This window comes from Synechococcus sp. UW140, assembly GCF_900474295.1.
GTDB lineage: Bacteria > Cyanobacteriota > Cyanobacteriia > PCC-6307 > Cyanobiaceae > Synechococcus_C.
Genome location: NZ_UCOB01000008.1, coordinates 54,461 through 78,398 on the forward strand (window position 1 = coordinate 54,461; position 23,938 = coordinate 78,398).

Annotated in this window: 25 protein-coding genes and 1 tRNA gene; 10 read left to right on the top strand and 16 right to left on the bottom strand. The window is 61.0% G+C overall.

Annotation, left to right across the window (positions count from 1 at the left end; genetic code table 11):
• Positions 1-109: 109 nt before the first annotated feature.
• Positions 110-2,122 carry an NAD(P)H-quinone oxidoreductase subunit 5 gene (locus tag DXY10_RS03525; RefSeq protein WP_115016288.1) on the bottom strand — a complete coding sequence of 671 codons (2,013 nt, stop codon included), beginning with the start codon at positions 2,120-2,122 and terminating at the stop codon, positions 110-112.
• Between the two features lie 34 nt (positions 2,123-2,156).
• Positions 2,157-2,858 carry an NnrU family protein gene (locus tag DXY10_RS03530; RefSeq protein WP_115016342.1) on the bottom strand — a complete coding sequence of 234 codons (702 nt, stop codon included), beginning with the start codon at positions 2,856-2,858 and terminating at the stop codon, positions 2,157-2,159.
• Positions 2,859-3,030: 172 nt separating this feature from the next.
• Here DXY10_RS03530 and DXY10_RS03535 point away from each other — a divergent pair, with 172 nt between their 5' ends.
• Positions 3,031-4,056, top strand: a complete 1,026-nt coding sequence (locus DXY10_RS03535) for a LysR family transcriptional regulator (RefSeq protein ID WP_115016290.1) — start codon at positions 3,031-3,033, stop codon at positions 4,054-4,056.
• Here DXY10_RS03535 and DXY10_RS03540 read toward each other — a convergent pair.
• A complete protein-coding gene (locus DXY10_RS03540) occupies positions 4,047-4,652 on the bottom strand; it encodes a DUF3172 domain-containing protein (RefSeq protein ID WP_115016292.1) in 606 nt (201 codons plus the stop codon). The genes DXY10_RS03535 and DXY10_RS03540 overlap by 10 nt on opposite strands.
• Positions 4,649-4,996: an NAD(P)H-quinone oxidoreductase subunit M gene (locus tag DXY10_RS03545; RefSeq protein WP_115016294.1), complete on the bottom strand. Its 348-nt coding sequence runs from the start codon at positions 4,994-4,996 to the stop codon at positions 4,649-4,651. The genes DXY10_RS03540 and DXY10_RS03545 overlap by 4 nt, the downstream gene beginning before the upstream one ends.
• A gap of 105 nt (positions 4,997-5,101) precedes the next feature.
• On the opposite strand from DXY10_RS03545, the gene pds reads away from it, so the two are divergent.
• A complete protein-coding gene (gene pds / locus DXY10_RS03550; RefSeq protein ID WP_115016296.1) occupies positions 5,102-6,520 on the top strand; it encodes a 15-cis-phytoene desaturase in 1,419 nt (472 codons plus the stop codon).
• 3 nt (positions 6,521-6,523) lie between these two features.
• The gene (locus DXY10_RS03555; protein ID WP_115016298.1) at positions 6,524-7,432 is read left to right on the top strand and encodes a phytoene synthase; all 909 of its coding nucleotides are present in this window, start codon (positions 6,524-6,526) and stop codon (positions 7,430-7,432) included.
• Between the two features lie 85 nt (positions 7,433-7,517).
• Here DXY10_RS03555 and DXY10_RS03560 read toward each other — a convergent pair whose 3' ends face one another.
• Positions 7,518-7,946: an RNA-binding protein gene (locus tag DXY10_RS03560; RefSeq protein ID WP_115016300.1), complete on the bottom strand. Its 429-nt coding sequence runs from the start codon at positions 7,944-7,946 to the stop codon at positions 7,518-7,520.
• 61 nt (positions 7,947-8,007) lie between these two features.
• Positions 8,008-9,285, bottom strand: a complete 1,278-nt coding sequence (locus DXY10_RS03565) for a CCA tRNA nucleotidyltransferase (protein ID WP_115016302.1) — start codon at positions 9,283-9,285, stop codon at positions 8,008-8,010.
• Here DXY10_RS03565 and DXY10_RS03570 point away from each other — a divergent pair.
• From DXY10_RS03570 to DXY10_RS03580, 3 genes are read left to right on the top strand one after another with little or no spacing between them, the layout of a single operon-like run.
• Positions 9,284-9,535 (top strand): Ycf34 family protein, encoded by a 252-nt coding sequence (locus DXY10_RS03570; protein WP_115016304.1) that lies wholly within the window; start codon positions 9,284-9,286, stop codon positions 9,533-9,535. The genes DXY10_RS03565 and DXY10_RS03570 overlap by 2 nt on opposite strands.
• The gene (tsaB, locus tag DXY10_RS03575) at positions 9,532-10,152 is read left to right on the top strand and encodes a tRNA (adenosine(37)-N6)-threonylcarbamoyltransferase complex dimerization subunit type 1 TsaB (protein WP_115016306.1); all 621 of its coding nucleotides are present in this window, start codon (positions 9,532-9,534) and stop codon (positions 10,150-10,152) included. The genes DXY10_RS03570 and tsaB overlap by 4 nt, the downstream gene beginning before the upstream one ends.
• Before the next feature lie 5 nt (positions 10,153-10,157).
• Positions 10,158-10,739, top strand: a complete 582-nt coding sequence (locus DXY10_RS03580; RefSeq protein ID WP_115016308.1) for a YdcF family protein — start codon at positions 10,158-10,160, stop codon at positions 10,737-10,739.
• Here the strand turns inward: DXY10_RS03580 and DXY10_RS03585 are convergent.
• The 5 genes from DXY10_RS03585 to rpaB all read right to left on the bottom strand — a co-directional run bounded on the left by DXY10_RS03585 (position 10,709) and on the right by rpaB (position 15,517).
• Complete coding sequence (locus tag DXY10_RS03585; RefSeq protein ID WP_170955687.1) at positions 10,709-11,356, bottom strand: 1-acyl-sn-glycerol-3-phosphate acyltransferase; 648 nt, start codon at positions 11,354-11,356, stop codon at positions 10,709-10,711. The two genes, DXY10_RS03580 and DXY10_RS03585, sit on opposite strands and share 31 nt — an antisense overlap.
• Positions 11,357-11,397: 41 nt before the next feature.
• The gene (fabD, locus tag DXY10_RS03590) at positions 11,398-12,294 is read right to left on the bottom strand and encodes an ACP S-malonyltransferase (RefSeq protein ID WP_115016312.1); all 897 of its coding nucleotides are present in this window, start codon (positions 12,292-12,294) and stop codon (positions 11,398-11,400) included.
• A 27-nt stretch (positions 12,295-12,321) separates the two neighbouring features.
• A complete protein-coding gene (locus tag DXY10_RS03595; RefSeq protein ID WP_115016314.1) occupies positions 12,322-13,350 on the bottom strand; it encodes a beta-ketoacyl-ACP synthase III in 1,029 nt (342 codons plus the stop codon).
• A 102-nt stretch (positions 13,351-13,452) separates the two neighbouring features.
• Positions 13,453-14,790: a phosphate acyltransferase PlsX gene (gene plsX, locus DXY10_RS03600; protein ID WP_115016316.1), complete on the bottom strand. Its 1,338-nt coding sequence runs from the start codon at positions 14,788-14,790 to the stop codon at positions 13,453-13,455.
• A complete protein-coding gene (rpaB, locus tag DXY10_RS03605; RefSeq protein WP_115016344.1) occupies positions 14,771-15,517 on the bottom strand; it encodes a response regulator transcription factor RpaB in 747 nt (248 codons plus the stop codon). Before rpaB ends, plsX begins: the two co-directional genes overlap by 20 nt.
• A gap of 111 nt (positions 15,518-15,628) precedes the next feature.
• Here rpaB and radA point away from each other — a divergent pair, with 111 nt between their 5' ends.
• A complete protein-coding gene (gene radA / locus DXY10_RS03610; RefSeq protein WP_115016317.1) occupies positions 15,629-17,032 on the top strand; it encodes a DNA repair protein RadA in 1,404 nt (467 codons plus the stop codon).
• Positions 17,033-17,039: 7 nt separating this feature from the next.
• Here the strand turns inward: radA and DXY10_RS03615 are convergent, their stop codons facing one another.
• Complete coding sequence (locus DXY10_RS03615) at positions 17,040-17,561, bottom strand: photosystem I assembly protein Ycf3 (RefSeq protein WP_115016346.1); 522 nt, start codon at positions 17,559-17,561, stop codon at positions 17,040-17,042.
• A gap of 73 nt (positions 17,562-17,634) precedes the next feature.
• On the opposite strand from DXY10_RS03615, the gene DXY10_RS03620 reads away from it, so the two are divergent.
• Genes DXY10_RS03620 through DXY10_RS03630 form a run of 3 tightly spaced genes read left to right on the top strand, consistent with a single transcriptional unit; the run spans position 17,635 to position 21,568 of the window.
• On the top strand, positions 17,635-19,968 hold the full coding sequence (locus DXY10_RS03620) for a cation-translocating P-type ATPase (RefSeq protein WP_256359469.1): 2,334 nt from the start codon (positions 17,635-17,637) through the stop codon (positions 19,966-19,968).
• Positions 19,965-20,612, top strand: a complete 648-nt coding sequence (gene tmk, locus DXY10_RS03625) for a dTMP kinase (RefSeq protein WP_115016319.1) — start codon at positions 19,965-19,967, stop codon at positions 20,610-20,612. The genes DXY10_RS03620 and tmk overlap by 4 nt, the downstream gene beginning before the upstream one ends.
• Positions 20,612-21,568 carry a DNA polymerase III subunit delta' gene (locus DXY10_RS03630; protein ID WP_115016321.1) on the top strand — a complete coding sequence of 319 codons (957 nt, stop codon included), beginning with the start codon at positions 20,612-20,614 and terminating at the stop codon, positions 21,566-21,568. Before tmk ends, DXY10_RS03630 begins: the two co-directional genes overlap by 1 nt.
• Positions 21,569-21,577: 9 nt before the next feature.
• On the opposite strand, the gene DXY10_RS03635 is transcribed toward DXY10_RS03630, so the two are convergent.
• From DXY10_RS03635 to DXY10_RS03650, 4 genes are all read right to left on the bottom strand, one after another.
• Positions 21,578-22,375, bottom strand: a complete 798-nt coding sequence (locus DXY10_RS03635; RefSeq protein ID WP_115016324.1) for a response regulator transcription factor — start codon at positions 22,373-22,375, stop codon at positions 21,578-21,580.
• A gap of 302 nt (positions 22,376-22,677) precedes the next feature.
• Positions 22,678-22,749 (bottom strand) — tRNA-Asn (locus tag DXY10_RS03640).
• A gap of 23 nt (positions 22,750-22,772) precedes the next feature.
• Positions 22,773-23,462 (bottom strand): ABC transporter ATP-binding protein, encoded by a 690-nt coding sequence (locus DXY10_RS03645; protein ID WP_115016325.1) that lies wholly within the window; start codon positions 23,460-23,462, stop codon positions 22,773-22,775.
• A complete protein-coding gene (locus DXY10_RS03650) occupies positions 23,455-23,718 on the bottom strand; it encodes a hypothetical protein (protein ID WP_115016327.1) in 264 nt (87 codons plus the stop codon). Before DXY10_RS03650 ends, DXY10_RS03645 begins: the two co-directional genes overlap by 8 nt.
• Positions 23,719-23,938 lie beyond the last annotated feature (220 nt).

Here is a 23,938-nt window from a genome sequence, read left to right on the forward strand (position 1 = left end):
CCTTTTCAGGTCTGCGTGGAGTGTAGAAACGTCTGGGCACTTGGCAGCTTTCCATCTGCTTTGGGACACACAGCGTCAGACAAGCGGGTGCGTCCAAGTGAGGCCAGGCTCAGGTCATTGGTCCGCCGAGGGCTCCGAACAGCACCACCATCGCGATCACTCCGCCAAACACAATCAGGGCATAGAACTGGACTCGGCCTGTCTCGAAATACTTGAGACCTTCGCCGCTGCCAAGGGTCAGGAGGCCGGTCAGATTGACCACGCCGTCCACAACCTTGGCGTCAACTTCCAGTACTTCTCTGGCGATTTTGCGGCTGCCGCGAACGAAGAGTTTCTCGTTGATGGCGTCTAAATACCATTTGTTGGCCAGGAAGGCATTGAGCGTCGGCACACGGGCTACCACCAGTTCTCCAAGATCAATGCGATGCAGGGCATAAGCCAGCACTGCAATGGTGATGCCTGTTAATGAGATGGCGACAGAGGCTCCCGCCAGGGGTAGAAATTCACCCCAGCTGAAGTGTTCTGCCATCTCAGCAGCTTCCTCGGGGTTGAGCAGTCCGGCGAAGCGACTGTTCCAGGGCGTTCCCAGCAGACCGATCAGGACGGACGGCACTGCCAGCACCGCAAGCGGCAGGGTCATTGGCCAAGCGGACTCATGCACACTCTCAGCGTGGTGCCCATGGCCGTCATCGGCACTCTTGCCTGCGGCAGCCAGCAGCTCGGACTGAATCGTTTTGTCGTTGCCTCGAAACTCTCCCTCGAATGTCAGGAAGTAGAGGCGGAACATGTAGAAGGCGGTCATTCCTGCTGTGAGGAAGCCGACAGCCCAGAGCAACGGAAAGGTGTTGAAGGCCTGGCCAAGAATCTCGTCCTTGCTCCAGAAGCCAGCCAGCGGAGGAATGCCACTAATGGCCACACAGCCGATCAGAAATGTGATGGCTGTGATCGGCATCTTCTGGCGCAGGCCACCCATCAGGCGCATGTCCTGGGCGAGGACAGGTTCATGCCCCACGACATCTTCCATGGCATGGATGACTGAGCCTGAGCCGAGGAAGAGCATCGCCTTGAAGAAGGCATGGGTCACCAGGTGGAACATGCCGGCGACAGGAGCTCCGCAGCCCATCGCCAGCATCATGTAGCCGAGCTGTGACACCGTGCTGTACGCCAGCCCCTTTTTCAGGTCCATCTGGGTGAGAGCGATTGAGGCCCCCAGGAAGCAGGTGATGGCACCCACCACGGCAATGACCAGGCCGACGCTTGGGAATTGGGCGTAGAGAGGTTCAAGACGGGCCACCAGGAAGACGCCTGCCGCCACCATGGTGGCGGCGTGGATCAGGGCGGAGATGGGCGTAGGGCCCTCCATCGCGTCGGGTAGCCAAACATGCAAAGGGAACTGGGCCGATTTGGCCATCGGACCCATGAACACGAACAGGCAAAGGGCAATCGCGGCCCAGCCAGGCACCGTGCCATTGCTCATGGCAGCGGAGAGACCATCAGCGATTCCCTGGAAATCAAAGCTGCCCGTGGCCCAAAAGAGGCCGAGAATGCCGAGCAGCAACCCGAAGTCACCAACACGGTTGACGATGAATGCTTTTTGAGCGGCGTGGGCGGCACCGTCGCGGTCGTACCAGAAGCCCACGAGCAGGTAGGAACACATTCCCACCAACTCCCAAAACACGTAAATCTCAAGCAGGTTGGGGCTAATCACCAGACCCAGCATCGAGCTGCTGAAAAGGGCCAGGTAGGTGAAGAAGCGCACGTAGCTCTTGTCGTGAGCCATGTAGCCGTGGGAGTAGATCAGCACCAGAAAGGCGATGGTCGTCACCAGGGCAAGCATCACGGATCCGAGTGGATCCACCACGAAGCCCATCGGCAGGCTGAAACTGCCTGCGCTGGCCCATACGAATAGATGCTCGACAGGAGGGGCTCCTCCCAGTTGTTCAAACAGCACCGCGTAACTGATCACCGCGGCAGCTCCCACACAGCTGAGGAGGAGAACGGCCACCGGCTTGCGCAGTCGGTTGATCGTGCGGTTGAAACTGATCAGTCCCATGCCTGTGATCAGTGCTCCGATCAGAGGGAGCACTGGGATCAACCAGGCGTAATCAGCGGCCGAGTGCATCCGGTCGAGGCAGGCTGAGAGGAGTGTAGGCAGCTCAGCCGAGCAGGCTCTCTAGCCGTGAGTGCAGAAAGACAGTGGTGCCGATTGGAATCCAGCGGTGGGCCCACCAGAAAACCCCCACGGCGATTGCAATTCCCAGTTGGGCTGGGCGCAGGAACTCACTCCATATCAAGGGTTGCCGACCATCCAGCACAGCCAGGAAGGGCAGCACTGAAGTGTTCGCGAGCAATTCATCGAAGGCTGTGCCGAATCGCTGACGCAGGCGGCGATCGCCATGCCAGATCGCGAACAGGTGATGGCCAATCAGGCCGATGCAGGTGACAAGCATGAAGCTGCTGCCGATCCAAAGGGCATGGCTGAAGCACCAGAGCACCTGGCCGATGGCTTGAGGATGGCGGCTGATCCGGATAATCCCCGTGGCATACATGCGCACTTGGGGCTTGAGCACTGCTGGAATCTCCAGCAGGTTGTAGGTAGCTGGATAGAGGAAGAGAAAACTGATGGCTGTCAGCACCCAAATCACTGGAACGATTCCAGGCGTGCCTTGGAGATTCCAGAGGCGCAGGCCGTCATAGCGGTGGGCCAGAAAGTAACCGATCACGACCACCGCGCTGGGAATGCTGGCGGCGGCAAACAGCAGCCGCCATGCCCTGGCTCCGATGCGTTTCTCTGCCTCAGTGCGCAATGCGGCTCCGCCGCTGTGGATCACCGCGAACAACACCAAGAGACCCAGCATCACCAGGCTGCTGTGGTGCACGGTGCCAGGGATGGCTTCGACCACGGAGTGCTGCTCTCAACAATCTGCTGATTCTGGAAGCTGGTGTGTCCGGCGGTGAGCACGCGATCCATCAAGGCCGACATCCCACCTACAGTTTTTGTGTTCTTCCTGCCCGGGTGCGCAGGCCCCTATGGCCGATCTGCCCTTCACCCTGGATCAACTGCGCATTCTGCGGGCCATCGTCAGCGAGGGCAGTTTTAAAAAAGCAGCTGACAGTCTGTTTGTGACCCAGCCGGCGGTGAGCCTGCAGATTCAGAACCTCGAGAAGCAGCTCGAGGTGTCGCTGTTCGACCGTGGCGGTCGCAAGGCTCAGCTCACAGAGGCCGGCCATCTGCTTCTCGGCTACTGCGACCGGATCCTTAGCCAGTGTCATGAGGCTTGCCGTGCTCTGGATGACCTTCACAACCTCAAGGGAGGCTCGCTGGTGGTCGGTGCAAGTCAGACCACCGGCACCTATCTGATGCCTCGGATGATCGGCCTATTCCGGCAGAAATATCCGGAGGTGGCGGTTCAGCTGCATGTTCACAGCACCAGGCGCACTGGCTGGAGCGTTGCCAATGGTCAGATTGATCTGGCAATCATCGGTGGGGAATTGCCTCCTGAGCTGAATGAGCTGCTGCAGGTTGTGCCCTATGCCAGTGATGAACTTGCACTCGTACTGCCGGTCAAGCACCCTTTGGCCCGGTTGATGGAATTGAGCAAGGACGATCTTTATCGGCTGGGTTTTGTCTGTCTCGATTCCCAGTCCACCACGCGAAAGATGGTGGATCAGTTACTGGCGCGTTCTGGGCTTGATGTGCAGCGGCTGCGGATCGAGATGGAGCTCAACTCGCTCGAGGCCATCAAGAATGCTGTCCAGGCTGGATTGGGAGCAGCGTTTCTGCCGGTGGTCTCAATCGAGCGAGAGCTCAATGCCGGCACTCTCCATAAACCAGCGGTGGTGGACCTGCAGGTGCGCCGACAGTTGAAGTTGATCAGTCACCCTGCTCGCTATTGCTCCAGGGCGTCAGATGCGTTTCGCAGGGATGTCCTGCCACTCTTCGCGAGTCCTGATAGCCCTTTGCGTCAGCTCCGTAGCGGTCAGGCTCACCAGCAGGCCCCGACTGAGAAGTCAGCCGGGGACGGGGATGCCGATGCCCGCCTTACTCAGAACTGATCGGCCTCTGGGGTTAGGCCCACCGAGTCATCAGCAACGCCCTTCGTGATGAATTTGTTTTCGCGGATGTCGGTCTGATAAACGCAGCGAACCATTGGTTTGTCGCGGATCGAGCCGATGTAAGCGAAGGTGTTCATCCGCTGCTTGCACTCCCTTTCCTGGGCCGGTGTGATCGCCCCCTCTTTACGCAGCACAGCCCAGTTTTCTCTGCGGATTACACAGCCGGCCTGGAGCGCTGGCTGGGTGACGAAGCTGCTGACGGGGTTCATGGTTGTGTACATCTCCAAGTCCATGACATAGGCACTCGCTCCCCACTGCCGGCAGAACTCCGGATCCGGAACAGCCATATCCAGCTGCTGACTGCTGGCGATGTTGCCCTGATCGCCTTGGGTGGTACTGGTTACGGCACTGCCAATGCCGATTCCCACCACAAGAATTCCCGCCAGCACAGCCACGCTGGCGGTGTTGAATTTCAGCCCTCCGGGACCGGATGGACCTCCCCCTTGGGGTGGGGATGGGGGTCGGGAGCGCCTGGACCGCGGCCGTTCGTACCCCCCCTGGTCATAGCGCGGGCGGTCGTAGGGGGAGCGGCTCACAGCAGTTCAGGAGATCGGGGCAGGCCCATCGAATAGTTGAGGACGCGACAATCCGGGTTGTAGCTCAGTTCACCCGCCTGAAGCAGCTGTCGGATGCATCCCTCGAGTTCTGTGCCGATGCGGCGAAGGTTGTAGTCACTCAGTTCGGCACCGCTGTGGCTGTCCACAAGATCCCTAAATCGCTGCTGAACAGTGGCAACGGTGTTGTCAGTCCAGATGAATTCGTTGTCGGGATCAAGGTCCAGGGTGAGCTGCTCTGGGTCTGGAACGAGGTTCTTGTTCTCCACCTTGGCTGTGAACAGCCGTACGTGACGGGTGGTGCACTTCAGCAGGGTCTCGGCCATGGCAACGACGGTCCCCGAGGGGATCAGGACGGCGGATGATCCGACTTTAGGAAGCAAGTGGGGGAGGGCTGCTTTTAAGGTTGTTTGCAATTTCAGAGCACCACCATGCGCATCGCTATTGCAGGGGCCGGTCTGGCGGGACTCTCCTGTGCGAAGTACCTGGCGGATGCTGGTCATACGCCAGTGGTGCTTGAGTCGCGTGACGTTCTTGGCGGCAAAGTTGCGGCCTGGAAGGACGAGGATGGGGATTGGTATGAGACAGGTCTGCATATCTTTTTCGGCGCGTATCCGAACATGTTGCAGCTGTTCAAGGAGTTGAAAATCGAGGACAGGCTGCAGTGGAAAAGCCATTCAATGATCTTCAATCAGCCTGAAGAGCCCGGGACCTACAGCCGTTTCGACTTTCCCGATCTGCCTGCTCCAATCAATGGTGTGGCGGCCATCCTTGGCAATAACGACATGCTCACGTGGCCGGAGAAGATCAGTTTTGGTCTTGGCCTTGTTCCCGCGATGCTGCGAGGTCAGGGCTACGTCGAGGAGTGCGATCAATACTCATGGACGGAATGGCTGCGACTGCACAACATCCCTGAACGCGTCAACGATGAGGTGTTCATCGCCATGAGCAAGGCTCTGAACTTCATTGATCCCGACGAGATTTCCTCCACTGTGGTGCTCACGGCACTGAATCGTTTCCTGCAGGAGAAGAACGGTTCCAAGATGGCCTTCCTCGATGGAGCGCCACCGGAGCGTCTGTGCCAGCCGATTGTTGAGCACATTGAAGCGCTTGGCGGAGAGGTGCATCTCAACAGTCCTTTGCGGGAGATCAAGCTCAACGACGACGGCAGTGTTGCGGCCTTCCGGATTGGCGGACTCGATGGCCAGGGGAGCCGTGACATTGAGGCGGATGCCTATGTGAGTGCATTGCCGGTGGATCCTTTCAAGTTGTTATTGCCTGAGCCCTGGCAGCAGATGGAGGTCTTTCGCAAGCTGGATGGCCTGCGAGGTGTACCCGTGATCAATTTGCATATGTGGTTCGATCGCAAGCTCACCGATATCGACCATCTCCTCTTCAGTCGATCGAAACTTCTCAGTGTCTATGCCGACATGAGCATCACTTGCCGGGAATATGAGGACCCTGATCAGTCGATGCTTGAGTTGGTGTTCGCTCCGGCGAAGGATTGGATTGGACGTCCTGATGAGGAGATCATCGAGGTCACCATGGGCGAGCTCAAGAAGCTGTTCCCGAGTCATTTCAGTGGTGACAACCCCGCCACCCTGCGGAAATACAAGGTCGTGAAAACGCCCCTCTCGGTTTACAAGACCACCCCGGGCTGCCAAAAGCTGCGTCCGGATCAAACCACGCCGATTAAGAATTTCTTCTTGGCCGGCGACTACACCATGCAGCGCTACCTGGCTTCGATGGAAGGTGCTGTGCTCAGCGGCAAACTCTGTGCCGCTGCGGTAGACCGCAAGCGTGACCAGCTGGCATCATCGACCCCTGTCAGCTCGCCGGTGTCGGCCTGAGTCATGCCCCTCGCCGCACCGGATCTCGACGCTGCCTACGAGAGTTGTCGGCAAGAGACCGCGACTTGGGCGAAAACGTTCTACCTCGGAACGCTTCTCCTCCCTTCCGAGAAGCGAAGAGCGATTTGGGCGATCTATGTCTGGTGCCGTCGTACGGATGAACTGATGGACAGTGCCGAGGCCCAGGCCAGGCCCGTGTCCGAGCTGGCGGATCGCCTCGATCGCTGGGAAGAGAACACCCGTGGGATCTTCTCCGGGCAGGTCAAGAGTGACCTGGATGCGGTGATGGTGGACACCCTTGAGCGATTCCCCCAGTCGATCCAGCCCTATCTCGACATGATCGAAGGGCAGCGCATGGATCTCACTTGGACGCGCTACGCAACCTTTGACGATCTGCGCCTCTATTGCTATCGGGTCGCTGGCACTGTGGGCTTGATGACCCAGGGGGTGATGGGGCTGGATGCGGCTTACACCACGGCACCCTGGAGCGACGTGCCGAACACGTCGGATGCAGCCGTCGCTCTGGGTATCGCCAACCAGCTCACCAATATCCTGCGCGATGTTGGCGAGGATCGGGGCCGCGGCAGGATCTATTTGCCTCAGGAGGATCTAGCCCGTTTTGGCTACAGCGAGGACGATCTGCTCGCTGGCCGTCTCAACGACGCCTGGCGGGAACTGATGGCTTTCCAATTGGAACGGGCTCGCGCTTGGTTCGCTCGTTCGGAGGCTGGTATCCGCTGGCTGTCAGCCGATGCCCGCTGGCCGGTTTGGACGTCATTGCGTTTGTACCGCGGCATCCTCGACGTGATTGAGCAGCTTGACTACGACGTCTTCCAGAATCGGGCCTATGTGGGCCGTCTGGGGAAGATGCTCGAATTACCCCGTTCGTTTGTGATTGCTCAGACGCGTTGAGTCAGGAGCTCTCAGGCTCGGCATCCGCCATCAAAAAAGCCCGAGATTGAACTCAGGCTCCTGATGGGTTCAATTCGACCGCTTGTCAGACAGCGGTCTTTTGGTTGCCCAGGAGATCCTTGAGTTTGGAGAGTTCACCAGCCCAGCGGGGGTCAGGAGCTTCTTCTGCCTTGGCATCACTATGAACCACTTTGTTCACAGCCTTGCGGGCGGTACCAGGCGCATGCGAAGCACCAGGACCACGTCGGCCACCACCGGCATTGTTGTCGCGACGCTCTGAGCGCTCTACGCGCAGGGCGTTGCCGCCAAAGTCCTTACCGTTGAGCTGCTCAATGACGGCATCAGCGACTTTCTCGTCGTTGATGTTGGCAAACCCAAAACCGCGGCAGGTGCCGGTTTCACGGTCGAGCACGGCTTTGAAACGGATTCCTTCCCCGATGCTGGCGAGCTGACTCTCAAGCTCCTTGGAATCAAAAGACTGCGGCAAGTTGCCGACGTAAAGGCGAACGCTCATGGGAGGAGGGGAAGGAATAAAGATCCGGTCAGTTCGATCGGTGTCGACACTGCAATGGCAGTTAATCACAGCGTGGTCGGCTGGCTGGGGCGTCTGCCGAGGCCTGTCCCTCGTCTTGTAACCATGCCCGGGCTGTAGCCAATGCGACTTTTTGACTGCTCAGACGCCCGAATGCCTGCTCCAGCGCCAGGTGTCGCAGCAGACGACCAAGGAGCGGACCTGGGGCGATGTTCAGCTCTTTCTGGAGGGTGTTTCCGTCGAGGGGCGAGCGAGGATGAAACAGCCGGTCATCCGGATTTCGCCAGCGTTCCAACCACTGTCCCTGGGAAGCTTGCGGTAGCTGAAGGATCAGAGCGGGTAGATCGGCAGCCAATTCGGAGTGGAGGCGGAGTCGTTCCTCCGGGGTCAGGCTCGCAAAGCTTTGGCCGTCATCTTGTGACAGCCACCGTCGTAGCTGGCAGCAGCGATGGATCTGCCTGCGACTGAAGCGCAGCTGCTTGAGGCCATCGTCGCTCAAGAGCTGGGTGAGGCGGAGAAGCGGAAGCGCAAGCTGGCGTTCCTCAGTGGTGAGCAGGCTGCTGTGCTGCTCCAGTTGTGATCCCGGCCCCACTGCCGCTTCAGCATCCGGCATCGACCAGGGCTGCAGCAGTTGGCTGCTGCGCAGCTGATCCATGGCTTGGTCAGCCGCCGGGGCCTGTACGAGCTTGGTGAGTTCGGCCTGGATTCGTTCCGGTGCAGCGTGCGGAAGCCTGTGGCTGTGGCGCTGGAGCAGCGACCAGGTGGAGGTGGCGATTGTGAAGCCCAGCTCTGCGGCGATGCGGATGCCACGCAGTAGACGCAAGGGATCATCGATCAGGTTGTGTTCCCCAACGGCCGTCAGCAAACCTGCCTTGAGGTCAGCAAGACCGCCGGTTGGATCAACCAGCCTTGGGCTGCTGCCCAGTTCCAAGGCAATGGCGTTGATTCGGTAGTCGCGCCGTTGCAGATCCGCTTCCAGGTTTGGACCCTCCTGTCGGGCGAGGTCGATCGTCCAACCCTGCACCACGAGCCGGGCCATGTCGCGTGCTTGATCCAAGACGACGCAAGCCCCGCCATAGCTCTTTGCGAGTTGTCTTGCGGTGTGCAGGGCGCCGTCCGGGACGATCAGGTCGAGATCTGGGGTAGGGCTCAGACGACCCAGCAGTGCATCGCGAACAGCTCCACCCACCAAGGCGCTGCCTGCGGGAAAGGCAGTTGTGGGAACTGGCCATTGCTCTGGAGCCACTGCCTTGAGCAGCAAACTCGTCTGAAGTGTCGGTTCGGCCTCCAGAATGGGACCCTCAGCGGCTGGGGGAGGCATGTGCATCTGCGTTGATTGCCGCTGGGTCGATCGTTGTCAGGCCTATCACGCGGTGGAACGTCAACATGGCGCACTCCATCTCACGCAGGACCCGGATGTGGTGCCGGAGCAACCCAAGATTCACATCAGTGTTGTTGATCTTCCCGGTGGTGGTGCGGGTGTGGAGTGGGATGTGCGTCATTGCGGCAGCTTCGAGTCGGAGCCAGGTCGCTGGCAGCGTCTCCGACCCGGTGCGGAGTTGCCCCGATGAGTCGTTGGCTGCTGGCGTTGCATAGTTCCACGCCTGTGCTGGGCGTGGCGGCTCTCAACCTGGATGATCCATTGGGCAGTCGGTGTCTGATCACACAGCCGGCTGGTCGAGGGCTCACGAACAGCCTTCTTGGTGCGGTGCAGGATGTGTTGCCGGCTGAGTGCTGGCCCTCCATCGCGCGTCTGGCTGTGGCTATTGGTCCCGGTGGTTTTACCGGGACCCGTCTGACGGTGGTGATGGCGCGCACGTTGGCGCAGCAACTTGATTGCCCACTGGATGGTGTGAGCAGTTTCGCGTTGATGGCCTCAAGGCTGGCGAGGGAGGCGCCGCTGGCATCACCTCAGGAGCCGTTCTGGATTGTGCAGGACTTACCGAGACGTGGTCAGGTTGGTGGCGTCTATCGTCTGCGATCTGATGACCGTGTTGAGGAACTGCAAGTGCCCCACCTTCTGGAGGAAGGGGCCCAGCCGTCGCCGGCTTTGACCATGGCTGAGAACGTGGCAGAGGATGTAGGCCGTCTGCTCGATCTGTGTCTGCTGGCCCATCGCCGTCAGGAACCAGCACCCTGGCATGAGGTGCTGCCTCTTTATCCCACCTCTCCTGTCGGAGTGGTGTGAGGGCGATGGGCAGGCGCTGGCGGTGGATCGCAGTGGCTGGGGCGCTTGGTGCTCTCTGTGCAGGACCGCTTCAGCCGTATCAGCAGGCGTTGTTCACCGATCAGGGGCCAGAGCGGATCTTGGTGCTAGGCGGCGATGTTGATCGGGAGAGGGTCGGGCTCAAGTTGGCGCGGCAGATGCGCTTGCCGCTGGTGGTGAGCGGCGGCAGTAACCCGGAGTATGCCCATTGGCTGATGCAGGAGGAAGGGCTCTCGCAGGGACAGGTCGTGCTGGATTACCGCGCCTCAGACACCCTCGGAAATTTCACCTCGTTGGTGGATGATCTCCAGCGTGATCGCGTTCAGCACGTGTTGCTGGTGACGAGTGAGGATCATCTCCCCCGGGCCCTGATGGTGGGATCCGTGGTGGCTGGAAGCCGGGGCATCCGTCTCACCGGAGTGCCGGTCGCTTGCTCTGATCGTTGTGAGCTGGAGAGCGCAGGCAAGCGCTGGGGAGATGGTCTTAGGGCCCTGGCCTGGGTTCTGACTGGTCAAGACCTGAAGCCATGGGCTCGGGCTCAGTGGGACCGATTGCTGAGCAGGCCCTGATCCAGAAGAGCATTGATGCGTCGCTGCAGTTCCAGAGTGGTGGCTTCCAGATCTGGTTTGCGACGACTCGCCGGAGGTGGGAGCGGTTCGCCGATCCGCAGCTGGATCGGGACCAGTCTTGGCACGCTTTGGCCTGGACCAAGGGCCCTGTGGCTGTTGATGATGGCCACAGGCAGAAGGGGGGCTCCGCTGCGGGCGGCCAGTAGGGCAGCGCCGGGCATCGGCTGATTCACCCGGCCGTCGGTCTGGCGTGTGCCGTCGAGGAAAACACCTGTAGCCCAGCCGTCCTGCAGGCGCGCCGTGGCGGTGCGGATGGCTTCACGGTCACTGGCTCCGCGCTTGACCGGGTAGGCGCCGCAGGCTCGGATCAGGGAGCCCAACACAGGGATTCGGAAGAGCTCCGCTTTGGCCATAAAGGCCACAGGACGGCCAAGGGCATGGCCGAGCAGAGGAGGGTCCAAGTGGGATCCATGGTTGGCGACCACCACCACAGGGCCTTGGCTTGGCACATGTTGATTGCCTCTGGTGCTGCCACGGAAGAGACCGCGGAACAAGGGGAACACCAGGAGGGCACTCACCAGCCTGTAGGTCAAGCTAGGCCGTGGCGTCAGCAGCAGCGGAGCCGCGGAGTCTGTAACCGACAGAGAGGAGGGCACGATCAGAGCCCCAAGTCAGCAGCGCCCGCCAGTTGGCTCGTGACCACGCCGCTGAGCGAGCGTTTCGCAAGACCGCTGAGCACGTTCCCAGGTCCGATCTCCACCAGGGTGTCAACGGCATGTGTGGTCATTGTGTCCATCGTCTCCCGCCAGCGCACGCCTGTGGTCATCTGATCGCGCAGGCGTTGTTTGATCACCTCCGCATCACATGTAGGGCTGGGGTCGGTGTTGCTCAGAACCGGGACGCGGGCATCCTCGAAGGCAATCGCATCCAATGCTTCAGAGAAGCCTTGGGCTGCCTCGGCCATGAACGGGGAATGAAAGGCTCCGGAGACCGGCAGGGGAATGGCCCGCTTGCAGCTGAGTTGGTCGGTCACCGCCTTCACGGCGTCGGGGGTGCCAGAAAGAACAACCTGAGCGGCGCTGTTGTCGTTGGCGATCACGACCCCATCTTCAGCGTCCACTAACGAGGTGAGCTGATCTCGGTCAAAGCCGATCACGGCGCTCATCGCACCGCCGCCAGCGCTGGCCATCAGGGTGGAGCGCTTGAGCATCAGCTCCAGGCCGATTGCGGCATCGAACACTCCTGCGGCATACAGCGCCACCAGTTCCCCCAGGCTGTGACCCGCCACCAAGGCGGGTTCGCGACCCTGACGGCGTAATTCGTCCACGATCAGCGACTCCACCACAAACAAGGCCGGCTGGGTGTTGCGGGTGTCATTGAGGTCCGTTGGGCCCGGTCCATTCAGCTCCTCGCCACGGCAGATCGCCAGGAGATCACGCCCCAAGAGGCCAGAGGCCAGGGAGAAGCGTTCTTCAGCTCCTGGCAGGCTGAGTACAGGGTCGGCCATGCCGACTTTCTGAGACCCCTGACCAGGGAACACCCAGGCGATCGCCATTGAAAAGCGTGCGGTTGTGGAGGGAGCCTACGAGGGTCCCTGCCAGCGCAGAAGTGCTGCACCCCAGCTCAGGCCAGCACCGAAGCCGCTACTGGCGATGCGGTGTCCTGGCTGGATCCGACCGTCGCGCACGGCTTCATCCAGCATCAGGGGGATGGTGGATGCTGATGTATTGCCGTAATTGGCGAGGTTGCTCAGGACCTGACGATGGGGGATGGCGAAGCGATCGGCCACGGCATCGAGGATGCGTTGATTCGCCTGATGCAGGAGTAGCCAGTCGATTTGGTCAGCGCTTGTGGCGGTTTCATCCAGCAGGGTCTTGAGAATCGCTGGAACTTCCCGCACTGCGAACTTGTACACCTCCTGACCATTCATGCGGATCGGGTCGTAATGCCCCTGTTGATGGCTGGTCTCGCCCACCAGCGGGCTGCGTTGCTCTGTCTGGGGGACGTTGAGGCACTCACCTCGACTGCCATCGGTGCGCATCTGAAAACCGAGCAGCCCGTTGGACTCGCTTGGGCAGGCTTCGAGAGCAAGGGCTCCGGCCCCGTCGCCAAACAGCACACAGCTGCGACGGTCGTCCCAGTCGACCCAGCTACTCAGTTGATCAGCACCGATCACCAACACCCTGCGCATCGCTCCAGTGCGCAGGAACTGGGAGGCGGTGATCAGAGCGAAGAGGAAACCGCTGCAGGCCGCTGTGAGATCAAAGGCGACGGCCTGGGATGCTCCGAGCAGGGCCTGCACCTTGGGCGCTGAGCCAAAGAGGTCGTCCGGTGTGGAGGTGGCTAGCAACACCAGGTCAAGAGTTTCAGGCTCCCAGCCGGCCATGGCCATGGCCTGGTGACCCGCTTCTGCGCTCAAGCTCGAGAGCGTTTGGCCTGGACCGCAGATCCGCCGAGTTTGGATGCCGGTGCGGGTGCGGATCCATTCATCGTTGGTTTCAACCCGCTCACCCAGTTGGTCGTTGCTGATCTGTTGCTCAGCACGGGCGCTGCCGCTGGCCACCAGGGCCACGCCGCCGGAGGGTCCGGAGAGTGGGGCTGATCCAGCCAAGGGCGACGTCAGAACAAGTGGCGCCAGTCAATCACAGCCTTGGGGTTGTGCTCATGCTTCAACCGCATCAGGCTGACTGGCTAAGCCTGGTGCAACGCAGGTTCAGACCCCGACAGTGCTGCTGGTATTGCCCAGTGCTGCCAGGTCATCCATCACGCCATGGCTTGCGGCGGAATGGGCAAGGCGCAGGGCGCTGAGCACCGAGAGGGCACGGCTGCTGCCATGGCCGATCACGCAGATTCCATTGACTCCCAACAGCAGGGCGCCGCCGTGTTCTGCGTGATCAAGACGTTTCTTGATGCGCTTGAGATTGCTGCGCAGGAAAGCTGAACCAACTTTGCCCCGTCTGCCCCGCGGCAATTCAGCGCGAAGCACGCCCAGCAGCACACTTCCTACCGATTCCAAGAACTTGAGAAGCACGTTGCCGGTGAAACCATCGCAGACCACCACATCGAATGCACCAGAGAGCACATCGCGACCCTCGCAGTTGCCAGCGAAGAGGAGACGCGATTCCTTAGAGAGCAGGGCGTAGGTCTTCACGGCGAGATCGTTGCCCTTGCATTCCTCCTCGCCGATGTTGAGCAGACCCACGCGTGGTTTGGTCACCTGCAGCACATCGCGGCTGTAGATGTTCCCCAGCAGGGCGAACTGATGCAGGTAGGAGGGTTTGCTGTCCATGTTGGCCCCCACATCAAGCACCAGCACCGGTTGGCCCGGGTCTTTGGTGGGGAAGAGCGCACCGATCGCGGGCCGTTCAATGCCTGCTAGACGACCCAGCCGAAAGATGGCCGACGCCATCACGGCTCCGGAATTGCCTGCGGAATAGACCGCCAGGGCTTCCCCTTTTTTCACCAGATTCATCGCCATGTTGATGCTGGCGTCGCGCTTGCGTCGCACCACGGTGGCTTCCTCATGCATCTCAACCGACGGACCACTGGCCACCAGGTCAAGATGACCCGTTTCGATCGCAGCATTCATGGCATCCGTCAGCCCCATCTCTGCGGCGGCTGCCTGAACCCGATCGGTTTCGCCGACGAAGCGAACGCGTAGCGGTAGGCGTGCAATGGCCTCCAAACAGCCTTCGAGAATCGCGCCTGGCGCATGGTCGCCGCCCATGCCGTCGACCGCCACCCAAAGGCGATCGTTGTCATGAATGCTGTCCTCCTCATCGTTGTTGCCACCCTGGAGGCGGCGCAGAGGGTCGAAAACAAGGGGCTGGAGAACGCTTCCGGCCACGGTTCCCGCGCTGGACACGACACTGCCTGCCACGCTCCCTGCCACTGATCCTGCGGCCGTGGCCGACGTGGTGGCGGTGTCCACCAAGGTGGTGACGGCGGCATTGCGGCGATACCAGATCACCAGCCGGCGGACGGCCTTGGAGCGTCGGGGTTTGGTCCGGAACGACGGTGTCGCTGCGGAATCAGGGTCCTTCGGAGGCAACGGAATCAACGATGCGCTGGAACAGGTAGCCGGTGCCACGAGCCGTGAGAATCAGCTCGGGATTAGCCGGATCGTCTTCGAGTTTGGAGCGAAGCCGGGAAATATGAACATCCACCACCCGGGTATCGACATGGCGTTCGGGGGTATAACCCCACACTTCCTTCAGGATTTCGCCACGGCTGAAGGGCTCGCCTGAGCGACTCACCAGTAGTTCCAACAGGCTGAATTCCATTCCTGTGAGACGGATCCGCTCATCAGCACGGAACACTTGGCGTTTGTTCGTGTCGATGCGGAGGTCGGCGACCTGAATGAGCCCGGAATTTGGGATGCCTGCGACTTGCTCCTTCTCGACACGGCGCAGCACGCAGCGGATGCGGGCCTCGAGTTCCTTGGGGCTAAATGGCTTGACGACGTAGTCATCAGCGCCAAGTTCCAAACCTGTGATGCGATCGGCCACATCGCCAAGGGCGGTCAGCATCACGATCGGAACATCCGATTCCTTCCGCAGTTCCTGGCAGACGCCATAGCCGTCGAGCTTCGGCATCATCACGTCGAGCACAACCAAGTCGGGCTCGGTGTTGCGGAAGCACTCCAGTGCTTCATTGCCGTCGCAGGCCGTGATCACGTTGTAGCCGATCATCGACAGGCGGGTCTCCAGAATCCTTCGGATGCTGGCCTCGTCATCGACCACGAGGATGGTTTCCTTGGCAGGACTGGCGACTGTCATCAGGCCCGCGGGCACTACAACATCTGTTTACACCTAAGTTGCCGGCGGCCCCGGATATTCATCCGCAGCCAATTTTCTTCATAGTTCGACTTCTTACCAGTCGCCCTCGTCGTGGCCCGTTCCGTCTCGATTTACGTCTGCCAGAGCTGTGGGGCTCAAACCCGTCAGTTCTTCGGTCGTTGCAATAGCTGTGGCAGTTGGAACTCCCTCGTGGAGCAGTCGCAACCCAAGGTGGATGGCCGCCGCCACCGGCCGGGTTCAGATCCTGCTTCGACCCCGGTCGCGCGCCGGTCTACAGCGATGGCCGACCTCGGTGAGCAGCCGATGCAACGGCTGGCCAGTGGTTATGCGGAATTGGATCGGGTCTTGGGTGGAGGCCTCGTGCCGGGTTCGTTGGTGCTGGTGGGCGGAGATCCTGGGATCGGCAAGAGCACACTGCTGCTTCAGAGCGCCACGGCGATGGGTCGGGAACGGTCGGTGCTTTATGTCAGTGCTGAGGAATCCGCCCAGCAGGTGAAGCTGCGTTGGCAGCGTCTTCAAGGCTGCGGCGCCGATTTGCAGTTGCTGGCGGAAACTGATCTGGAGCTGGTGCTTGAGGAGCTCGAGGCACTCAAGCCCGATGTGGCGATCATCGACAGCATTCAGGCGCTGCATGATGCCAACCTCACCAGCGCTCCAGGCTCAGTGGCCCAAGTACGCGAATGCGCTGCCTCGCTTCAGCGTTTGGCCAAACGCCAGAACACAGCCCTAGTCCTGGTGGGGCACGTCACCAAAGAGGGTGTGCTGGCAGGACCGAAGGTGCTCGAGCACCTCGTGGATGCGGTGCTCACATTTGAGGGGGATCGCTTCGCTAGCCATCGCCTTCTGCGTGCGGTGAAGAATCGCTATGGCGCCACCCATGAGCTTGGGGTGTTCGAGATGCGTGGGCAGGGTTTGGAGGAGGTGGGCAATCCCAGCGAGCTTTTTCTCAGTGGTGACCAGGCCAGTGGAGTAGCCACAATCGTGGCCTGTGAAGGCACGCGCCCTCTGGTGGTGGATCTGCAGGCTCTGGTCAGCACCACCAGCTATGCAAGCCCTCGCCGCACTGCCACGGGCATCGCCGTGAACCGTTTGCATCAGATCTTGGCTGTGCTTGAAAAGCACATGGGTTTGCCCCTGTCCCGTTACGACTGCTACCTAGCGGTCGCTGGTGGGTTGGATGTAGAAGAGCCTGCTGCTGATCTTGGCGTGGCGGCAGCGGTGGTTGCCAGTTACCGAGATCTCACCCTTCCTGCTGGCACGGTGCTGCTTGGTGAGCTCGGCTTGGGAGGTCAGCTTCGGGCTGTGCCGCAACTGGAGCTGCGGTTGCAGGAGGCGGCCAGGCTGGGATTCCGTCGGGCGGTGGTTCCCCAGGCCAGTGGAATCAGTTCGGCTGCCGCTGCTCTGGGGCTTGAGCTGCTTGAGGCATCGCGAATCACCGAGGCATTGGTGATGGCTCTCGGAGATGGTTTGGTCTCTCGGGACGAATCTGGCTGATGGGTGCTCAGAAGTAGACGTCCACGTTGCTGCGACCGGTGGATTTCAACCAGTTCTCGATGTCGAGATAGCCACCGGGGTTGAGTCTCACGGCCTGGGTCCAGGCTTCGGCGGCACGGTCGAACCAGCTGTCGGCTTCATCGCGTAGGCCTGCCTCCTCGGCGATCCGGCCACGCTTCTCGAAGATCAGGCCCATGTTCTTCAGGCATGAAGGCTGTTTGGGGTTCTCTTCAAGGGCCTTTTGATAGGTCTCAATCGCCCTGTCCTCCTCGCCGTTGCTCATGAAAATGATCGCCATGTTCTTGAGGGTTTCGCCTCGGTCGATCGGGTTGTCCTCGAGCTTCAGGCTTTCCTCGTAGTTCTCCAGGGCTTCGGCGTAGTCGCCGTCGTTTTGCGCAGAAAGGCCATCTCTGTAATAGACGTAAGCCTCTTTGGAGCGGGCGTTGATCGGAAGCAGCTTCACGATCAGATCAGCCATCACCGTGAAACTTTTGTCGATGAAGTTGTCGTTGCGGTTGCTGCGGGGCACGGCTGGCCTGGTGGATTTCAACCATCCTGGGGCACGTGGCTCTGCCTAGGCTGGAAACGTCTTAATCCCTGCTGTGAGTCGCTCCGCTGCCGTTGGTCCCCACGCCACCGTTCTTCTCGATGTGGAGGGCATGAAGTGCGGGGGGTGTGTGCGTTCTGTGGAGCGCACGTTGCTTGAACAGCAAGGTGTGCAGGAGGCCAGTGTGAATCTGGTCACGCGCAGCGCTTGGCTCTGCCTGGATGGGGAGGGGGAAGCCCTGGATGGGGTGCTGAAGGCCCTTGCTGATCGGGGCTTCCCGGCCAAACCCCGCTCGCAGTCACTCCTCCCGGCTGTTGGCCAGAGCCTTGAAGACAGCTGGGGATGGTGGCGCCAGTGGCGACAACTGATGGTGGCTCTGGTGCTCCTGCTGCTTTCAGTTCTCGGACACCTGGCGGAAGGAGGACATCTGTCTTTGCCCGTGGTGGGAGAACTGCCGTTTCATGCCGCCTTGGCTACAGCGGCGCTCTTCGGCCCTGGTCGATCGATTCTGGTGGGGGGCTGGAAGGCGATGTGGGCCGGGGCCCCCAGCATGGACACCTTGGTGGGCCTTGGCGTCAGTAGTGCCTATGGCGCCAGCGTGGTGGCACTGGTGTGGCCTCAGGTGGGCTGGCCCTGTTTCTTCAACGAGCCTGTGATGCTGCTCGGCTTCGTGCTGCTGGGGCGTTTTCTGGAGGAGCGGGCTCGGGTGCGTACCGGCCGTGCCCTCAAGCAATTAGCGGCACTGCAGCCCGATCAGGCCCGATTGGTCATGGCCGACGGCAGCGTCAGAGAGGTGGCTGTAGCTGCTCTCCGTCCCGGAGAGCAGCTACAGCTGCTGGCGGGCGATCGCATTCCGGTGGATGGGGTGGTGATCGAGGGGCGCTCGGCTGTGGATGTGTCGAGTCTCACTGGCGAGCCCCTGCCGCTTGAAGCTGCACCGGGAACGGAGCTGTCGTCAGGGAGTCTCAATCTGGAAGGCACCCTGGTGCTTGAGGTGCAGAGGGTTGGCGCTGAAACGGCTCTGGCGAGGATCATCGCCATGGTTGATCAAGCCCAGGCCCGCAAGGCACCGATCCAGGGGCTCGCTGATCGCGTCGCCGGTGGCTTCTGCTATGGGGTGATCAGTCTCGCAACCGTGACTTTTTTGTTTTGGTGGCAGGTGGGGCCGCGGCTTTGGCCCGATCTACTGGCGGAACCGATGCATGCAGCCCATCACCATGGCGTGGTCGGCCATGGCCTTCATGGTCCGCTCGGAGCCGGTGCTGAAACGCCCTTCGGGCTGGCCTTGCAGCTGGCCATTGCGGTGCTGGTGATCGCTTGCCCCTGCGCACTGGGTCTGGCGACTCCCACGGTGATCACGGTCTCCTCTGGACTCGCGGCCCGTCAGGGATGGTTGTTTCGCGGCGGCGACGTGATCGAACTGGCCGCCAGCCTTGATCGTGTTGTCTTTGACAAAACCGGCACGCTCACCTTGGGCAGGCCTCTGGTTGCCGAGATCATGGCCAGCGTTGATCCGGTCCGCACGCTGCAGCTGGCGGCCAGTGTGGAGCACACCAGTCGCCACCCTCTGGCCTATGCCCTGTTGCAGGAGGCCCAACGCCGCAATCTGTCGCTGTTGCCAGTGACTGCAAGCCGCACCCTTCCAGGACTCGGTGTGTCTGGTGCGTTGGAGGGTGTTGGCGAAACGGTGAGGGTGGGGGCACCCGAATGGCTCCAGCGGGAAGGGGTGGTCTGGTCCTCCTCGTTTCAGGCCGTCCTCGATCAGGTCGCTGGCCGCGGTCAGTCGCTGCTGGCCGTGGCTCTGGGCTCCGAGCCGCTTGGACTGATCAGCGTGGATGATCGCCTACGCCCTGATGCCTCTGTTGCCCTTCAGCGCTTGCGAGGGCAGGGCCTCAAACTGGCGATGCTCAGTGGAGACCGCCAACCCTCGGTGGAGCGCCTGGGCCACCAACTGGGCTTTACGTCTGAGCAGTTGGCCTGGCAGCTCCTGCCGGAGCAGAAGCTTGATCGGCTTGAGACGTATCGCCGCACAGGAAAGGTGGCCATGGTGGGTGATGGCATCAATGATGCCCCTGCACTGGCTGCCGCCGACCTTGGTATCGCCGTAGGAACGGGGACGCAAATCGCTCAAGACACCGCCGATCTTGTGTTGCTTGGCGATCGACTCGAGGCAGTGCCTGAAGCCTTGCAGCTTGCCCAGCGCACCATGGTCAAGATCCGACAGAACCTGATCTGGGCTTTCGGTTACAACCTCTTGGCACTGCCGGTGGCAGCCGGTGCGTTGTTGCCCGGTTTCGGCTTGTTGCTATCCCCCCCGTTGGCAGCGTTGTTGATGGCTCTCAGTTCGATCACAGTGGTGCTAAACGCTCTCAGCTTGCGCTTGCCATGACCCATCAGCGCGGCTGCTTCCTGGTGATGGAAGGGATTGATGGCTGCGGCAAGACCACCCAGTTGCAGCGGCTGGTGAAGTGGTTGCCTACGTCCGGGCTGATGCCACAGGGAACTGCCGTCGTGCAGACGCGCGAGCCTGGCGGAACAGCACTGGGCCAGGCCCTGCGTCAGGTGCTGCTCCATCCTCCGGACGCGGCCGAGCCTGGCCCTGTGGCCGAATTGTTGTTGTACGCAGCAGATCGGGCCCAGCATGTCGACAGGGTGATTCGACCGGCATTAGAGCGTGGGGACTGGGTTTTGAGTGATCGCTTCGCGGGCTCGACCCTGGCTTATCAGGGCTATGGCCGTCAGTTGGATCGGTCGTTAATCGAGCAGCTGGAGCAGATCGCCACCGGCGGTCTGGGAGCGGATGCCACCCTTTGGCTCAATCTTCCCTTGGAGCTCAGCCTCGCTCGTCGTGCTGATCAGAGCAATGATCGGATTGAGTCCGCTGGTCAGCTGTTCCTGCAGCGGGTTTGCGATGGCTTTGCGGCTCTGGCCAAGGCTCGGGACTGGTGGGTGATCGATGCCGCCCAGTCACCGGATGCTGTGACGGAGCAGATCTGCAACCGCCTGACGGCTGCATTCTCTGGGCAGCGCTGATGGGGGCCTTGTTTGCTGATCTGGTGGGTCAGGCTCAGGCCGTGGCGCTGCTGGAAGCCGCTTTGGCGAAAGATCGCATCGCTCCGGCCTATCTCTTTGCTGGTCCGGAGGGTGTGGGCCGTTGCATGGCTGCCCTGCGCTTCCTGGAAGGTGTGCTGCAAGGAGGGCAGGTAGACCTGCGTCAACGGCGACGTCTCGAGGCTCGCAACCATCCTGATCTGCTTTGGGTGGAGCCCAGCTATTCCCATCAAGGCCGTCTGATTGCTCGCTCCGAAGCCGATGAGGCTGGGGTCAGCAAACGCACGCCACCGCAAGTGCGCCTCGAGCAGATTCGCGAGGTCAGTCGTTTCCTCGCCCGGCAGCCATTGGAATCGGCCCGAGGCTTGGTGGTGATCGAAGACCCTGAGGCGATGGCCGAGTCGGCCGCCAATGCGCTGCTTAAAACCCTGGAGGAACCGGGGCATGGGTTGTTAATTCTGCTGTCTGCAGCACCGGATCGTTTGCTTGCCACCATTCGTTCCCGCTGCCAGCAGATCACCTTTCAGCGTCTCAGCTCCGGCCAGATGCAGGAGGTGTTGGGGCGGCTTGATGACGATGAGCGTGCCCAGGCTGCTGCGGCCATGGCCCAGCCCGAGCTGGTTGCCCTCGCGGCAGGCTCGCCCGGTGCTCTGCTCAGCCATGCCGACCAGTGGCAGTCGGTTCCAGAGGGGCTGCGGGATCGACTGGTGGCTTTACCGGCCAAGCCGGCAGAGGCGCTGGCGCTGGCCCGCGACCTTAGTGAAGCGCTCAGCGGAGAGCAGCAACTGTGGTTGCTCTCCTGGTGGCAGCAGCAGCTTTGGTATCGGCAAGGTGATGTGGAGGGGCTGCACCGTCTCGAACGCCTGCGCAGCCATTTGCTCTCCTACGTGCAACCCAGGCTGGCCTGGGAAGTGACCCTGCTCGACTTATTGCAGTAAAGACCTAAATCAAGCGCTGGCGCGCTTGTTTTGCTCCTCTTTGTGCTGACGCTCTTCCCGGGCCTGAGCCAGCACATCATGCAGGTCGTCGAGCTGAGCACCGGTGGGAAGCTCCAGGCAGTAACCGGCTCCGTAGACGGTTTTGATGAACCGTGGTTTACGAGGGTCGGGCTCAAACTTGGTCCGCAAATGACGGACGTGCACCCGGATGGTTTCGATGTCATCGTCCGGTTCGTAGCCCCACACCTCTTTGAGGATGAGGGAGGGTGCAACGGTTTGTCCGTGGCGTTGGAGCAGGCAGTGCAGCAGCTCAAATTCCAGATGGGTGAGGCGCACTGGCGTGTCGAACCAGATCGCTTCGAAACGTTCGGGCACCAGAGTGAGTGGTCCGTAACTCAGAATCTCGTTGTGATTGGAGCTGCCAACCGGAGCGCGGTCGCTGCGGCGCAGCAGCGCCTTCACGCGTACCTGTAGTTCCTCGAGGTCAAAGGGTTTGGTGAGGTAGTCGTCAGCGCCAGAATTGAAGCCACTCACTTTGTCTTTGGTGCCACCCAAAGCCGTGAGCATCAGGATCGGAATCCCCGCGGTGCGCTCATCCCGGCGAAGCCGCTGGCAAAGGGTGAGGCCGTCAACCTTGGGCAACATCAGATCCAGAAGGATCAAATCGGGGGTGTATTGCAGGGCAAGAGCCTGGCCCTTGATGCCGTCGTCGGCACGTTGCACATCGAAGCCTCCGTGCTCCAAATGCCCGGCCACAAGCTCGCGCATGTCGCTGTCGTCTTCGATCAGGAGGATGCAGGGCTTCATCGGAGCGAAGGCACGGTGAACAGAGGGGAAGCGGGGGGAAGAATGTCGCTGCTACGGATTCTCACAAGATTTGTAGGCCCTCCGACGCCTCGGTGCATGGGCTTGCGCATTGCGGTAAGAGCTGGAATTCTGGCTCTCACTGCGATTTGCTGGCTCAGGTAGGGGTTGGTAGTGCCCGTCTTTTCAGAATGTCTTCGGAATCGAGGCCTTGTTTGTAACGGAATCGCGATTTCTGGCGGGGCTAAGTGGGCCTGCTTACGCACAAAAAAACCACAGCTTTTGGCTGTGGTTGACGTGAAAAACTCCCCGGGCGGGATTCGAACCTGCGACCAATCGATTAACAGTCGACCGCTCTACCGCTGAGCTACCGAGGAATGGGACCCGAAGAACTTACCCTTCAGCCCCGCCGCCCTGCAAGAGGTTGAAGCTGTCGTCGTAGTTTTCGGCCGTCACGCCAGCCGGCGATGCGGCCCCTCTCCATGCGGGCGGCCCCATCGGCATGGTCGAGTTCGTCGAGCCGGTGGGTGACCCATAGGGCTGTGAGGGGAGACTGGGAGCGGTGGCAGAGCTGCTGAACGGCGGCCAGCACCGTGTGTTGACTGGCTGGATCGAGTAGGGCCGTGGGTTCGTCCAGTAGCAAGAGCGTGGCCTCGCTGGCCAGGGCGCCCGCAATCGCCAATCGTTGTTTTTGGCCACCGCTGAGGGTGTGGATCGGTCTTGTCGCCATCCCGGCCAAGCCCACTTGCTCGAGCAGGTGATCGATGCGTTGTTGGCGCTCGGATCTGTTCAGATGGCGAGGCAGGTTGAGCAGCAGTTCGCTGCCGCAGCTGGGTAGAAGCAGCTGATGGTCGGGGTTCTGAAAGACCAGCGCCGGTCGCAATGTGCAGTGGATCGTGCCGGTTTGGGGCTTGACCAGCCCACCAATCATGCGGAACAGGGTGCTCTTGCCGCTGCCGTTGCTTCCTACCAGCATCCACAGTCCGGCTCCCGGCAGGGTCAAGCTGCACTGGTCGAGGGCGTTGGTGCCGCAGGGCCAGCGAAAGCTGACCCGATCAAGGTTCAGGCCGGGGCCTGTGTGGTCAGCCATCAAATGCGAACCCAGGACGCTTGCTTCCGCCGGCTCCAGAGGCCTTCTCGTAGATCTGTACGGCGAGCACCTCGCTGCTCAGCACGCTGACGCGTTTGCCTTCCATCTTTTCGCAAGTGAGTTCAAGCAAGAGAGGTTGGCCTTGCTCCATGGTCTGGCGCACTTGTTGATAGAGGGTCTCTGCTGCTGCCTGCTCCTTGCGCTGCACTGAGACCGGCATCGGACTCATCTTGAGGGCAAGTTCAATGATGTACACGAGGGCGAGCTGCGGATTGGCTCATTCTTGCGAATGGTTTCGCGAGCCGCGCTGTGTTTTCGCGGTAAGTATTTCCACTCATCTCTGTAAACGGTGGCGCGCGTCCTTTCCCCAGAACGGTCTGTGCCCATTAGTCTCTGAGACGTAAAGCTTCATGAAGCTCTCCTCATGACGATCGCTGTAGGACGCGCGCCTCAGCGGGGATGGTTCGACGTCCTCG